Origin of the sequence: Psychrobacter sp. WY6 (assembly GCF_018448495.1) — a bacterium.
GTDB lineage: Bacteria > Pseudomonadota > Gammaproteobacteria > Pseudomonadales > Moraxellaceae > Psychrobacter.
Genome location: NZ_CP049902.1, coordinates 1,526,420 through 1,540,801 on the forward strand (window position 1 = coordinate 1,526,420; position 14,382 = coordinate 1,540,801).

Genomic DNA, 14,382 nt, shown 5'->3' on the forward strand with positions numbered 1-14,382 from the left:
GCGCATTATAAACTATGGGTTTGGCACCACCACCGCGATCGATGTTGAGCCATTACCGCTTTGCACAGATTGTCTGACTCCAGAAGAGCTGACCTTTGGTAGGGAGATGGCGACATATTGATCAGTAATTCGGCGTGCCAAACTGTCATAGAGCCAGTCACGAATTTGATCGCCTTGCTGATCATCAGTGCTTACCGATGCTTCATTATATTGATAGCTACGCTCGACTTGGATAGGGTTGCTTAGCGTAATTGGTTTGCCATTTTCCATGGTCTGATAGCTGACATCTGCTGAAAGTACCAAGCGGATCTCTGTCAGTACACCGACCAGCTCATAACGCTTAAAACGGACGTTATTGATGGTGATAGCGGCAATAGGTTCAGCATTTGCTTGTTTGTTATTGTTCGCAACATCAGCTGCTGTCATGTTGTCAATGACCTCAACACCTAAAGTTTTTAGGCGTCTTGTCAATGGCAGCTTAAGCGGAAATGAGGTGCGATTGTCTTCGAGAATCACGGCTGTTTTGGCGACATCAAGCAGCATCGGCGCATCATAGCCACGCAGTTGAAAGCCGCAGCCACTAATAGCTGCCGTTGCACTTAGTAGCGTAAACATTGGCAGGGCAGTTAGAAAAGCCGCCGCCAGTTTTTGTCCGTTTGATTTTTTGGCAAAAGCGTCTTTTTTGCTTAAGCTGGCTTTGGGTGACTGACCTGCTCGATATTTATACGACATAATCGCTATCCTAATATTATGAAAAGGCTCAGACTAATCATTAAACTAATAAAAAGTACTGAGCCTAAAAAATCTAGCCTACCACCACGATGTTTACCAGCTTATTAGGGACGACGATTTCTTTTTTGATGTCGCCAGTCAAGAATTTTGCCACACTTTCCATTGAGCGTGCTTGTGCTTTTAGCTGTTCTGGATCGCTATTTGGGGCTACGTCCATTTTACCGCGCATTTTACCATTGACCTGTACCACCATCGTGATCATATCTTGTACCAGAGCATTTTTATCAACTTCTGGATAATTCAAGGTAATGGTATCTAAACCCAATTGCTCAAGTAAATGTTCACCAATGTGCGGCGCATATACGGATAGCATAATCAGCAGATCCGTCAATGCCTCATGCTGTACCTGTAGGTCTTGCTTGCTATTGGCCTTAAAACCAGTCAGCTCGTTGGTAAGCTCCATCAAACTTGATACAGGTGTGTTCAATGCCAAACGATCACCCAAATCACTATCAATTTTAGCAATGGTTTCATGGGTTTTACGGCGTAAGTTTTTGGCTTCTTTGCTTAAGCCATCAGTGCTCAAAGCTTCATTGTTCAGCGTCTCGATACTTAGGTTCGCGGCAGTAAGCGCTTGCATGTGTTCAGTAGCAATACGCCATACTTTTTTGACGAAGTTATAAGGGCCTTTGAGCGCATCATCTGACCATTCTAGCGTTTGATCCGCAGGTGCGGTGAAAAGCGTATAGAGGCGAACGGTATCAGCGCCATATTTATCGATGGTAATTTGCGGATCGACACCGTTATTTTTTGACTTAGACATTTTCTCGATTTTGCCAATGGTCACCGGCTGCCCATCAGATTTTAAGATGGCTTTAATCGGTTGACCACGTTCGTCATAGTCGATATCAATGTCTTCTGCAAAATAGTAGGTGGTACTGCCATCCGCATTTAGGCGATAGAATGTCCCTGCCAATACCATGCCTTGCGTCATCAAATTAGCAAACGGCTCATTTCCTGACACCAAGTCTTCATCACGCATCAGTTTATGGAAGAAGCGTGCATAAAGTAGATGCATCACCGCGTGCTCAACACCGCCGATGTATTGATCGACAGGCAGCCACTTATTGGCGGCAGATTTGTTGACCATGCTTTGCGCATCATTTGGGCTTGCAAAGCGTGCATAGTACCAGCTTGACTCCACAAAGGTGTCAAAGGTATCGGTTTCGCGCTCGGCAGGATTACCGCATTTAGGACACGTCGTATTGACAAACTCTGGAATATTTTTTAACGGATTTCCGCGACCATCAGGAACGACATCCGTTGGCAAGACAACGGGCAAATCTTGCTCTTCGACAGGTACGGTGCCGCAATGCTCGCAATTGATCATTGGGATAGGACAGCCCCAATAACGCTGGCGAGAAACACCCCAATCACGGAGACGGTATTGGATTTTTTTCTTAGCAAGCTCTTGTGGTTCTAGTTTGGTCAGCATCGCTTCAAATGCTTGCTCAAAGTCTAACCCATCAAATTCATCTGAATTGACCAAAGTATTGCGTTCGGTATAAGCACGATTAATCTCAGTATCGTTCGCCTTTGCATCTGCTTCTAACGCATCGAAATAGCCGACAGGGATATCGATGACTTGTTTAATGGGTAAGCTGTATTTAATAGCAAACTCATAATCACGCTCATCATGAGCAGGGACAGCCATCACCGCGCCTGAGCCGTAGCTCATAAGCACATAGTTGGCAACCCATACTGGCACTTCTTCGCCAGTGAGTGGGTGCGTGACCGTAAGACCAGTAGCCATGCCGATTTTTTCAGCTTTAGCTAGGTCTGCTTCTGCAACTGAGCCTTTCTTGCAAAGCGCACAGAATTGCGCAATCGCTTCATCATGCTCAGCCGCATACTGCGCTAGCGGCGGCGGCGACCGCCACATAAGTCACACCCATTAAAGTATCAGGGCGAGTAGTGAACACATCTAAGGTATTGGTCTCGCCAGCAAGCTCATAAGGGAAGTGTACTTCCATGCCTGCGCTACGACCAATCCAGTTGCGCTGCATGGTCAATACTTCTGATGGCCAGTGACCTTCTAGCTGATCCAAATCATCGAGCAATTCGTCTGCATAATCGGTGATATTGAAGTAATACATCGGAATGTCGCGCTTTTCGACCGCAGCGCCACTACGCCAGCCTTTACCATCGATGACTTGCTCGTTGGCTAAGACGGTATTGTCAACAGGATCCCAGTTGACTGTCGACAGTTTTTTGTAGACTAAGCCTTTTTTGTATAGCTGTAAAAACAACCATTGTTCCCACTGATAATACTCAGGGCTACAAGTGGCAAATTCACGTGACCAGTCGATTGATAAACCAAGCAGTTTAAGCTGCGCGCGCATGCTGTCAATATTGGCAAACGTCCATTTGGCAGGTGGCGTCTGATTGGCAATCGCCGCGTTTTCTGCTGGCAAGCCAAAACCATCCCAGCCCATAGGCTGCATGACCTCATAGCCCTTGAGGCGATAGTAACGGCTCAGTACATCAGAGATGGTATAGTTACGCACGTGACCCATATGCAGCTTACCGCTTGGGTAAGGGAACATCGACAGCATATAGCGACTTGGCTTATCGCTTGGCTCATTGCTCACTTCAAAGCGTTTATCAGTTGCCCATTTGGCTTGCTGCGCCGCTTCTATCGCTTGTGGGTTATAATGATTATTTTCAGCTTGGTCAGATGTCACAGTATTGCTCATAGTTGGCTCGAGATTGAATATTTTGATAAGAAATTAGATACGCTAGAATAGCGCAAATCGGCAAAAAATGCGATGGGGCAGCGCAATAATAGAGCAGTATTAAATACTATATAAACACTTATGGACTTACAGTAAGGCTAGGCATGCAAAAACTAAAAAAAGGGCAAGTATTAACATATCCTATTGATTTGTATTTATCAAACAAACACATATTATTAATTTTGGCTTTGGGGTTGTTGATTTTTCCGCTGTATTACTGCGTACCTATAATGCAAGAGGAGGGCGGTTGGGTTGCCGTCATAATCTTGTTGTTACTTATAATACTTATCGTTTTAGGAGTAATAGTGTCATTACTGGCTTTACTTAGCGGTAAACCTGCCTTACAGATCAGTACGAATGGACTAACCATTTTGCAAGTTCTACGCAAGTCAAAACAAAAATCTGTGTTGTGGCGTGATGTTGAGTGTATAGATATAAGTTATCAGGTTTATGGTAGAACAGAGACTTGGGCATTGGTTATTCAACCAAAACAAGGTAAGGTCATACAGTATCCGTTAAAAACTATGAGGTACAAAGATACGCTACTCAATGAGATGGAGATTTATCATATTGTTAAACTCGCTTTTGAAGGAAAGCCTGCCATACATTATCAGTCGATTGAAATGGAAAGAATAAAGCTGATTACTAAAAAAACCAAATGGCTATTATTAAATTTTTATACTGTTATCGCTCGTTTATTTTTTTCAGTAAATAAGCATTTAATTTATATTTGACGTTGAGGAGTCTCTATGACCATCACTATTTACGGTATCAAATCGTGCAGCACCATGAAAAAAGCCTTTACCAAACTAGACGAGCTCGGTGTCAGCTATGAATTTCATGATTATAAAAAACAAGGTATCGATAAAGATAGCGTTCAGCGTTGGGTAGCTAAATTAGGCATCGATAAAGTGCTTAATAAACGCGGTACGACATGGCGTAAGCTAGAAGATGCTCAAAAGCAAGCGGCTGATGCTAGTCTAGATAACGCCATTGATTTGCTCGTAGAAAATACCAGTATGATTAAGCGTCCGATAGTTGAAGGTGAGCTGACTGATAAAAATAGGATTATACTACTATGCGGTTATGATGAAGCTGAGTTTGATAAAGTTTTTTCGTAAAAGAATACGGCTACCATCAATAAAGCCCGAGCTAAGAACCTCTTAGCTCGGGCTTTATAACACCTAAAATAACCAAATCACACTTGCGAGCCATATCAAGACGTAAAAGCGAATTTGTTCAGCATTCCAATCTAGTGCAAACCAATTAATGAGGAAAAATGACTTCCACCCTTCTATCCATTTTGCGCCACCATAGCCAATAATCCACCAGCAATATAGGCTTTCTAAGATAAAAAGCAGACACCAAAGCCATAATGCCATGATTTACTCCTGCTACTCGGCCAATGATGAACCTAAATCACGACTGATTAATGTACCAACCCCTTCATTGGTAAAAATCTCTAACAGTGTGGCATGAGGCACGCGACCATCGACGATCACCGCGCTTTTACACCGCTACGTACCGCATCAAGTGCACATTGGATTTTGGGAATCATGCCGCCTGAGATAGTGCCGTCTTCAATGAGGCTGTCGACTTTCTTTGGTGTGAGTCCAGTCACGACTTCGCCGTCACGACCCACGCACACCTTTGATATTGGTTAGAAGCATGAGCTTTTCAGCTTGTAAGAATTCGGCTACTTTACCTGCAACCAAGTCGGCATTGATATTGTACGTATTGCCTTCGCTATCGACCCCAAGTGGCGCGATGACGGGAATAAAGTCAGAGGCAATGAGCATGTTAATCACGTCTTTATTGACACTGACCACATCACCGACAAACCCTAAATCTACGGGCACAGCAATCCCATCTGCGCCAATTTTTTCCATCATCAGTTTTTGGCTAGGATTAAATTGGCATCTTTACCCGTCAAACCGATAGCGCGGCCACCGTGCTTGTTGATTAAGCTAACAATAGATTTGTTGACACTACCACCCAAACCATCTCGACAATATCCATGGTGCTTTTATCGGTGACGCGCATCCCATCGATACGGTCTGACTGACGCCCCAACTCTTTTAACAAATTATCCACTTGTGGACCACCGCCATGCACGACCACGGAATGCCAACGGTTTTTAACAAGACGATGTCGCGGGCAAATGAGCTTTCAAGCGCAGGATCCGTCATCGCATTGCCGCCGTATTTGACCACGATAAGCTTATCGACAAAGCGCTGGATATAACAGCGCTGTGGTCAATACTTCAGCAGTGTTTTTGGCATCATCTAAATTAAGCGTCATTATAAACTCCTAAGTTATGGTATTAAAAAATCATATTTTTATGTGACAGCAACTACTTTGACGGTAACTGTTTTGATCAAAACTATTCGGCAGGAATAGCGACAATTTGTTCCGCTAGTTTTTTATCAAATGGGCGACATAAAGCGGCAAATTTGCTTGGATGTCGCGTAAGTCTTCTATGCTATCACCAGCAAAGCGTGCGGTAAGATTGTGACTGGTGTTTGATTGGCGGAGCACCCCAAAACCATGGTCGAAATCCAAACGCACGCCATCAATACAGCTCAGCTTCGTCCCCCTGGCAATAAGCATTTGGCTTGCTTGGACGTCATATATTGCCGACTCATCGAACAACGGCAAAGCGATGGCTGGCTAGTAGCTATCCAATGATCACCAGAATCTTCTGCCACGGTCGCTTCCACGAGCTGGCGTAATACTGACAAAATTTGGTCAGCTGTACGACGAGAGCATCGTCTTTTCTAAGGGTTTTAGGCATCGGCAAATAATGATCCGCCGTACTGACCATAGCAGGCAATTGCTCTGTAATATCAGTCAGAGATTTTTTACCGTGAGCATCGTAAGCCGCTAGCCAATGCAGCAATCGCAAGGCCGCGTACATGGCGTCATCATAAATAATAAAGCGGCTATCGTTAAATATGAAATGCCCTGACAATTCACCTGCAAAGACGATTTGACCAGCAGACTGCTGCATCTGTCGGCGCATAAAGCTGCTGCCCGTTTTACTGAGCACAGGTGTTGCGCCAAGCTCAGACAAGAGTTTCGGTAGATGATGGGAGCATTTAATATCAAAAAGGATTTGAGAGGGCAGTTGTGAATGGCCTCGGCCTTTAGAACACAGCGATTCGGGGTGTTCGGTCAGTGCTACTTGCGCTAATAAATATAGCAAGTGATCGGGCGTGACAACTTTACCGCTATTATCGACGATCATTAAGCGATCGCCATCGCCATCAAAAGCGATACCTATATCTGCTTGATGTTGACGCACACTTCGCTGTAATTGTTTAAGACGGTGTGGTTCAGTGGGATCAGGATTGCCAGAGGGAAAACTGCCATCTGCGGTGTCATTAATCATGATGACCTGCTGGCAAAAATGCTCAAATAAACGCTGGGCGATATTACTGGTCGCGCCATGCATGCAGTCTATGACCACCACCACATCAAGGGTGCCAGATGGTTGTTGGTTATCTTTGAGAAGTGGTTTATTACAGGGATGGATTTGCTTAAAGACTTGAGCGATAGCCTCAATATAAGTCGTCGCGACTTGTGCATCAGATAAATTGAAAGGTTGATTACAAATAGATTTAGCAGTTGTATTTTTCAGCGTATTTTGAGCATCAACCTGTGCTTGAGCGTGATTGAGGTGGCAAGCATAGGTAGACCGTGTTTTTTGCCAAAGCAACTGAATCTCTGCATGGCTCGGAGATTGATGGTTGACCAACCATTTAATACCTAAAATGTCTTTAGCAGAATGACTGGCGGTAACGATGATGCCATGACCAGAATATTGCTCTGCCCAAAAAACCATCATGGGGGTAGTAATTAACCCCAGCTGGATAACTTGTAAGCCATATTCAGTCAGTATATTAGCCAATCTCTGAGCGATAATATTACTACCGAGACGCACATCATAACCAAGCACAATGACGGTTCTTTTGCGGTCGATACTTGGTTTTGGTAGGCAGACCTTGACAGGAGCTGCGGTTGAGTTGCAATCTGCGGCACTATAAAGCTGAGCAAATGCCTTGCCCAATGCTTGAATAAAGTCAGTGGTAAAATGCTGGCGTGAACCACGAATATCATAAGCACGAAATAAGCATTGCTGCGCAGCAAAAGACGGCATCGCTTACTCTCCTTATGGCGTGATTCACGTGATGGTGATTTTGTGATGACTAAAGTACAATTAAAATGGCAAATCAGTAATGATAACTAATTACTGGCGGCCTGAATGTCCAAAGCCGCCTGCACCACGTGCACTGGTATCACTAAACTCTGATACCACTTCAAACTCAGGGCGGGCAACGGGTACGACGACATATTGTGCCATACGTTCCGCAGGATTCAACACAAAGTCTTCATTACTACGATTCCAAATACTGACCATCAGCTCACCTTGATAATCGGCATCAATCAAGCCAACCAAATTACCCAAGACGATACCGTGCTTATGACCGAGACCTGAGCGCGGTAAAATCATTCCTGCAAAGTTAGGATCTTGGATATAAACCGCCAAACCAGTACCAATTAAATGCGTGGCACCTGCTTTAATCGTCAATGGCTCATCAATACAAGCGCGCAAGTCGATACCAGCGCTGCCATCAGTGGCGCGTGTCGGTAACGAGAACGCTTTATCTTCAGTAATTTTGGGGTTTAATACTTTAACTTGTACAGCTTGCATAACGCACTCACTTAACGGTTGGATAGTTTCTAAATAATATTGTTTCTAAATAAGATAATTTCTAAATAATATTGCTTCTAAATAATATTGTTTGAACGTTGGCTATGTGATTATAGTATCAACACACTTGCCAAACCCAAGAATGACATAAAGCCGACGATATCTGTCACGGTGGTTAAAATAACCGAGGCGGATAGGGCAGGGTCAATATTCATGCGTTTTAGGAGCAGTGGAATACTAATGCCCGAAACGTTAGCAGCAGTCATATTAATGGCAATGGCAAAACCAATGACGGCGCTAATTTTAATGTCATGAAACCATAATTGGGCAATAATCGCCATGATTATCGCCCATATGATACCGTTTATCGCACCAACCCACAGCTCTTTATTTAATAACCACAAACGGTTGGAACCACCGATTTGACCCATCGCCATACCACGAATAACCACTGTCAGAGTTTGTGACCCAGCAATACCGCCCATACTCGCGACCACAGGCATGAGTATCGCTAGCGCCACCACTTTTGCCAGTACCGCCTCGAACTGACCAATCACAGCGGCAGCCAATAAGGCGGTACACAGGTTAATACCTAGCCAAATACTGCGGCTTTTAGCACTGGTTAAAATAGGCGCAAACAGCTCTTCATCTTGGCTGACACCCGCGAGGTTTTTCATGGTGCTATCAACATCATCTTGGATAATTTCCATGATGTCCTCGCCATTTAACTGACCGACCAACTCACCATGGCTATTAATAACGGGGGCAAAACGAATGTCCTCTGAGCGGAAAATCGCTGCGGCATCTTGGATGTCTAAGCGATCATTAATGGTGATGGCGTTATCAATCAATTCTGAGACTAAGGTAGTTTGATCATGTTTAATCAAATCGACCAGACTGAGCAGCCCGAGTAATTGTTGGCTTTGATCGACGACCAGCAGCTCTTGGCTTTCATCATCGAGCAAATCGTCATTTTCTCGTAGCCAGTTCTGTACTTCTGCAAGGGTGATATCATCCCTGATCTGAATGAGGTCAGGATCCATGTAACGCCCGACTTCCCAGTCAGCATAGGTATCGAGCTTATTGACCTGCACTCGGATGTCTTCATCCAAGGTTGCCATCACTGAGGTACGCACACTTTCGGTGACGGTGTCTAAAATCTCAGAGATGTCTTGCGCATCAAGGTCTTGGGTAAATAAGGAAATATCTTTCGATGAAACGTTTTCTAACAGCGGCTGGCGTGTATCAAACTCTAACTCGGCAAGTACTTCGCCTTTGATGTTTTCTGGTACTTGTGCCCAAATCAATAAGCGATTTTGGCTAGGGAACGATTCTAATAGGCTCGCAATCTCATATTTGGACTGCTTTTCTAAAAACTCAGTAATCGCCTCGTATGCCTTGTCAGCAACCAAACTTTGCAGGTATAAAAGCTTATATTCGCCGCTATACTCTGCCGGATTATAATCTCCCTGTAGCGTAGATGGTCTTTCCTGATCAGGCATAGGGGTAGGCATAAAGGTTCCAAAGTTTTTAGAAAGTATAAATAATAACACTAAAATGTCGAATAAGTGCTAATTTCTCATGTCGCTAACTGGTGATGCTCTCAAGCGTTGAGCCTAACGCTAACGATTAACCAATAAAGCGCGAATATTAGCCAAGTATTCATCAGCAACAGCTTCTGGGTCTTTCTTTGTCGCTTTTTTCTTTTTCGCCTTGGCTGGCCAGTCGATATGCTCTTCTGGTAACTCATCTAAAAAGCGCGATTCAGAAGTGACACGCATCTGACCGCCCGCACGGCGCTGAGTCGCTAGTGTCAATGTCAGCTCTCGACGCGCACGAGTAATGCCGACATACATCAAGCGCCGTTCTTCTTCGACCGTCTCGCTTAGGATAGAATTGCGGTGCGGTAGCATTTCTTCCTCAAGCCCCATGATATACACAAAATCAAATTCCAAACCTTTTGCTGCATGCAAGGTCATCAAGTTAACCTTGTTGGTGTTTTCTTCTTCTTGCTGTTGCTCGAGCATATCCAGCAACACCAGCTTACGAATGATAGTATCAATGGTGCGATCTTCGTCTTCTTCGGCGCGATTAATCAGCGATTGAATACTAGTGTAGAGCATATCAATATTATCGATACGGTTTTTTCTTGTTGCGGCGTTTTGGCGTCGCTACGCACAAAGTCGATATAACCCGTTTCATCAATCATTTGGCGGACGATAGGCACAGGGTCAGGATGCTGATCGAGCTCACGCGTATAATGTTCAATAAACTCACCGAACTCCTTTATCGTACCATAAGCCTTCGACGGTAAAACATGCGCGAGCCCTGCATGCGTACAAGAAGCGAGTAGCGAGATGCTATGCTCTTGTGAAAATAAGCCTAACTTCTCTAGCGTTGCTGGCCCCATTCCACGCTTAGGCGTATTGATAATACGTAAAAACGCACTGTCGTCTTCAGGGTTCAGAATCAAACGTAGATAGCCCATGATGTCTTTGATTTCACTACGCGCAAAGAACGACTGACCACCCGACAACTTATAGGGCACTTGCAGTTGACGCAACTGCGCCTCTAGCATGCGCGCCTGAAAGTTACTGCGATAAAGAACGGCATATTGCTCCCACTCATTACCGAAACGCAGTTTATGAGTGACAATCTCTTTTGCCACACGCTCAGACTCATCATCATCATTACGACAGTTAATAATGCGAATTTTTTCGCCTTGACCTTTATCTGACCAGAGTTTCTTTTCAAATAAATGCTCGTTATTGGTAATAACAGCGTTGGCAGAGGTCAAAATACGCGTGGTCGAGCGATAGTTTTGCTCAAGCATGACGATTTTGAGTTTTGGGAAATCTTCTTTGAGTAGCGCCATGTTTTCCGGTTTTGCACCGCGCCACGCATAGATAGATTGATCGTCATCGCCAACGACGGTAAAACGCCCTTGCGGTCCGACTAAGTATTTAATCATCTCATACTGGGCGGTGTTGGTATCTTGATATTCATCGACGAGTAAGTAACGAATACGGTTTTGCCATTTATCGCGCAGCTCTCTGTTTTCACGTAATATCTTGGTCGGCAGGACAATCAAATCATCGAAATCAACGGCGTTATAAGCACGCAAATTGCGCTCATATAAGGCATAGAGGGTCGCAAAAATCATGTCTTCTGGATCGTCTAAGGTTTCCATCGCCTTATCCGGTTCAATCAGATCGTTTTTCCAGTCAGAAATCATTTTAATGGCTTTGCCGACCAATTCACGACTTTCAGCGCCGCTTAAATTATCACGCATCATCAGCTCCATCAGCAAACGCTTACTGTCGTCACTGTCCATGATGGAGAAGTTACCTTTGAGCGGGGTATGAATCAGCTCATAACGTAAAAACTGTAGCCCAAATTGGTGAAAGGTAGACACCGTCAGCCCGCGAGTTTTTTCACTCGGCAGCAATTTACTGACACGGGCTTTCATCTCGCGCGCCGCTTTATTGGTAAAGGTCACCGCGGTGATACGCTCGGCTGGCATGTTGCATTCTTCGATTAGATACGCAATCTTGCGGGTAATCACCGATGTCTTACCGGAGCCGGCACCTGCTAGCACAAGCAATGGACCGGATACGTAAAGCATCGCTTCTTGTTGTTTGGGATTAAGTTGACTCATAAGGTGACCTGTAAGACAAAAGCAAAAAGAAAGCAAAAAAGGCGAGTGTTGATATCAAGCGTTGCTCAGTGAGATAAAAACAGCACGTATGAGGCAGATCGATAGCGCAAAATGGCAACATAGCATTATAGTTGGTTGCATCATTTCGATATCAAAACATGGCGTCGATAAGGTTAATCAACCTATCCGCTAATCACGCTCATGACCATTAATATTTTGTGACAATTAATCAAGAGAGCCATCGTTAAAACAGCCGCTGATACTACCATGCAATTAGGCGGGATTATAAAGCAAAAACCGTCACATTGGGGAGGAGTTCAAGGATCGGCACCCAGTAAAAAAGCGTTAATTTTTCGTGACTTATACTATATATACTAGCGTCCACTCAAAAATGTGGATTTGGGCTTAATATAAGGTAACGTCTATATCATAATTTATGGTAAAAAAAACATGTTTCTTTCGCCTATAAAGTGACCGTTCAATACAGTTAAAAACTAGCTTTTAGGCACTGATATGCGTATAGTACGTAAATAATTTATGCCAGTTGTCTCGTCATTGTTGACCACGTGTAATGAGCTATTAAATCAATTAAATAAACTATCGAATATGATATTGATTTAATACGTTGATCTTACGTTGTTAGAAGATGCGTTAGGCGACCAGCCTTTCTCCGTTAATATCGGAGTATCTATAGTTGGTCATGTCTGACATCGTCGTCAATAAGCTTGATAATTGGTTATTACCAGCACAGTATCTATATGAGCCATTGAGTTATTAAGACCCAATGGCAGTTACTTTGTGTTTTCGTCTGCGTTATGCCAGTCGCCATTACCACTCTATAGTTTGTGAGTATGCGCGCTGCGCTTGACACTCGATTGGGTGAGGAGCACGTATTATCATGTCTGCTTTTAATTGGTCAGCCATTGCTTTTATCTTAGCCGCCATTGGGCTAGTGGTCTTTATGCTGGTTGTGCCGCGTTTGCTTGGCGGTCGCTCTCAGGGCTCACAAAAAGAAGAAGTATTTGAAGCGGGTGTTGTCGGAGCTGGCAACGCCCGTATTCGTTTGTCTGCCAAATTCTATTTGGTGGCAATCTTCTTCGTTATCTTTGATTTAGAAGCACTATATTTGTACGCTTATGCTGTTTCAGTACGTGAAGCAGGCTGGCTTGGCTTTGCCGCTGCCGCGATATTCATTACCATCTTGATTATAGGCTTGGTATACGAGCTCAGTCTGGGTGCGATGAATTGGGCACCATCGGACAAGCGCCGCAAGCAACCACGTCTATATGCAGCTCCAGCAGGTTTTAATTTGGCAGATATTACGCAGTTTGATGGCGTCGATGAGCTGATGGTCGATCCAACTGGCAAGATACCAGCCCAGTCTTCAGGGCAGATTAATGTCTCGAACAATATCGAGACCAACCGTCGTCACTTGCAAAATATCGATCATATTAATACTACTGGTAATGTGACTTCCATGGATTTTGCTACATCTGCGCAACAAGACAAAGTCAAACGCTAATCGCTTTTGACGGTCTTGTGGCACATTACTGCAAAATGGTCGCCTATTAATAATAGAAGTTAAGGCGATAGCGGAAGCAAGATGATTGCTGCGCTTCGCCTAATATAAAGGTTGTATGTTATGAAATACACATTAACAAAAGCCAACCCTGATGCAGATGTCTATCCTGCACAGACCAGTCAAACGGTCAATGATCCAATCGAAGACGAAGTGAATAAAAACGTCTTTATGGGTCGTCTCGAAGACCTTGTCCATTCAACAGCAAACTGGGGGCGCAAGCACTCACTTTGGCCATTTAACTTTGGCACCTCTTGCTGTTATGTCGAATATGCCACCACCCTAACCGCCGTTCATGATTTGTCACGTTTTGGTGCCGAAGTCATTCGCGCGTCGCCCCGTCAGGCGGATGTGATGATCGTTGCTGGTACTTGTTTTGTCAAAATGGCACCGGTTATTCAGCGCCTGTATGAGCAAATGCTTGAGCCAAAATGGGTTATCTCGATGGGCGCCTGTGCCAACTCTGGCGGTATGTATGATATCTATTCGGTCGTGCAAGGCGTGGATAAAATTATCCCTGTTGATGTCTATGTGCCCGGTTGTCCGCCGCGTCCAGAAGCGTTGATCCAAGGCTTGATGTTGCTGCAAGAGTCGATTACTAAAGAGCGTCGCCCGCTAGGTATTCATGTCAATGATCAGGGTATTTATCAGCCACAAATGACGCCTGAGCGTGACCGTAAGCAAGCAGATCGTATCGCTGTGAAAAACTTGCGTAGCCCAGACAGTATTTAATCAGCGAGCCTGTAGCCAAACTGCATGTGATAAACAGCATTTAGGCATAAATTATTTGGCTATATCATGTTTTAGTTTGGCTCAATCATACACAATCCGTAAAAGTGCTCAGTACGCATATATTCATCGTAGTTCGCTTATGTTTAGCGTAGTTCAGTTATGATTAACATGG

At 44.3% G+C, this 14,382-nt stretch carries 10 protein-coding genes and 3 pseudogenes; 4 read left to right on the forward strand and 9 right to left on the reverse strand.

From position 1 onward, the window contains the following. Positions 1 to 12: 12 nt before the first annotated feature. Positions 13 to 732: an LPS-assembly lipoprotein LptE gene (locus G7Y90_RS07710; protein WP_227675937.1), complete on the reverse strand. Its 720-nt coding sequence runs from the start codon at positions 730 to 732 to the stop codon at positions 13 to 15. 73 nt (positions 733 to 805) lie between these two features. Next, a pseudogene (gene leuS, locus G7Y90_RS07715) lies at positions 806 to 3,488 on the reverse strand (leucine--tRNA ligase). Positions 3,489 to 3,631: 143 nt separating this feature from the next. Here leuS and G7Y90_RS07720 point away from each other — a divergent pair. Further along, on the forward strand, positions 3,632 to 4,261 hold the full coding sequence (locus G7Y90_RS07720; protein WP_250163825.1) for a hypothetical protein: 630 nt from the start codon (positions 3,632 to 3,634) through the stop codon (positions 4,259 to 4,261). Positions 4,262 to 4,276: 15 nt separating this feature from the next. Further along, positions 4,277 to 4,648 (forward strand): Spx/MgsR family RNA polymerase-binding regulatory protein, encoded by a 372-nt coding sequence (locus G7Y90_RS07725; protein ID WP_201553474.1) that lies wholly within the window; start codon positions 4,277 to 4,279, stop codon positions 4,646 to 4,648. 63 nt (positions 4,649 to 4,711) lie between these two features. Here G7Y90_RS07725 and G7Y90_RS07730 read toward each other — a convergent pair whose 3' ends face one another. From G7Y90_RS07730 to G7Y90_RS07765, 7 genes and pseudogenes are all read right to left on the reverse strand, one after another. After that, on the reverse strand, positions 4,712 to 4,909 hold the full coding sequence (locus G7Y90_RS07730; protein WP_250163826.1) for a hypothetical protein: 198 nt from the start codon (positions 4,907 to 4,909) through the stop codon (positions 4,712 to 4,714). A gap of 12 nt (positions 4,910 to 4,921) precedes the next feature. Then, positions 4,922 to 5,770 (reverse strand): annotated as a pseudogene (gene argB, locus G7Y90_RS17815) (acetylglutamate kinase); the annotation flags it as partial. A gap of 172 nt (positions 5,771 to 5,942) precedes the next feature. Further along, complete coding sequence (locus G7Y90_RS07745; protein ID WP_250163828.1) at positions 5,943 to 6,137, reverse strand: hypothetical protein; 195 nt, start codon at positions 6,135 to 6,137, stop codon at positions 5,943 to 5,945. A gap of 67 nt (positions 6,138 to 6,204) precedes the next feature. After that, positions 6,205 to 7,686 (reverse strand): phosphohexomutase domain-containing protein, encoded by a 1,482-nt coding sequence (locus G7Y90_RS07750; RefSeq protein WP_250163829.1) that lies wholly within the window; start codon positions 7,684 to 7,686, stop codon positions 6,205 to 6,207. Between the two features lie 90 nt (positions 7,687 to 7,776). Further along, positions 7,777 to 8,241 (reverse strand): dUTP diphosphatase, encoded by a 465-nt coding sequence (gene dut, locus G7Y90_RS07755; protein WP_045444733.1) that lies wholly within the window; start codon positions 8,239 to 8,241, stop codon positions 7,777 to 7,779. A 110-nt stretch (positions 8,242 to 8,351) separates the two neighbouring features. After that, a complete protein-coding gene (gene mgtE, locus G7Y90_RS07760) occupies positions 8,352 to 9,755 on the reverse strand; it encodes a magnesium transporter (RefSeq protein ID WP_083475673.1) in 1,404 nt (467 codons plus the stop codon). Between the two features lie 108 nt (positions 9,756 to 9,863). Next, positions 9,864 to 11,899, reverse strand: a pseudogene (locus G7Y90_RS07765) (UvrD-helicase domain-containing protein). An 898-nt stretch (positions 11,900 to 12,797) separates the two neighbouring features. Between G7Y90_RS07765 and ndhC the strand changes: the two are divergent. Continuing rightward, positions 12,798 to 13,421 carry an NADH-quinone oxidoreductase subunit A gene (gene ndhC / locus G7Y90_RS07770; RefSeq protein ID WP_055124534.1) on the forward strand — a complete coding sequence of 208 codons (624 nt, stop codon included), beginning with the start codon at positions 12,798 to 12,800 and terminating at the stop codon, positions 13,419 to 13,421. A 120-nt stretch (positions 13,422 to 13,541) separates the two neighbouring features. Further along, entirely contained in the window at positions 13,542 to 14,210 is a 669-nt protein-coding gene (locus tag G7Y90_RS07775) for a NuoB/complex I 20 kDa subunit family protein (RefSeq protein WP_025653094.1), read from the forward strand. Positions 14,211 to 14,382: the final 172 nt, after the last annotated feature.

What these genes read in the sequence shown, in the direction of transcription:
- G7Y90_RS07710 (WP_227675937.1), bottom strand. Translation starts at nt 732, where the DNA reads ATGTCGTATAAATATCGAGCAGGTCAGTCACCCAAAGCCAGCTTAAGC.
- G7Y90_RS07750 (WP_250163829.1), bottom strand. Translation starts at nt 7,686, where the DNA reads ATGCCGTCTTTTGCTGCGCAGCAATGCTTATTTCGTGCTTATGATATT.
- G7Y90_RS07720 (WP_250163825.1), top strand. Translation starts at nt 3,632, where the DNA reads ATGCAAAAACTAAAAAAAGGGCAAGTATTAACATATCCTATTGATTTG.
- G7Y90_RS07745 (WP_250163828.1), bottom strand. Translation starts at nt 6,137, where the DNA reads ATGCTTATTGCCAGGGGGACGAAGCTGAGCTGTATTGATGGCGTGCGT.
- G7Y90_RS07730 (WP_250163826.1), bottom strand. Translation starts at nt 4,909, where the DNA reads ATGGCATTATGGCTTTGGTGTCTGCTTTTTATCTTAGAAAGCCTATAT.
- ndhC (WP_055124534.1), top strand. Translation starts at nt 12,798, where the DNA reads ATGTCTGCTTTTAATTGGTCAGCCATTGCTTTTATCTTAGCCGCCATT.
- G7Y90_RS07725 (WP_201553474.1), top strand. Translation starts at nt 4,277, where the DNA reads ATGACCATCACTATTTACGGTATCAAATCGTGCAGCACCATGAAAAAA.
- dut (WP_045444733.1), bottom strand. Translation starts at nt 8,241, where the DNA reads ATGCAAGCTGTACAAGTTAAAGTATTAAACCCCAAAATTACTGAAGAT.
- G7Y90_RS07775 (WP_025653094.1), top strand. Translation starts at nt 13,542, where the DNA reads ATGAAATACACATTAACAAAAGCCAACCCTGATGCAGATGTCTATCCT.
- mgtE (WP_083475673.1), bottom strand. Translation starts at nt 9,755, where the DNA reads ATGCCTACCCCTATGCCTGATCAGGAAAGACCATCTACGCTACAGGGA.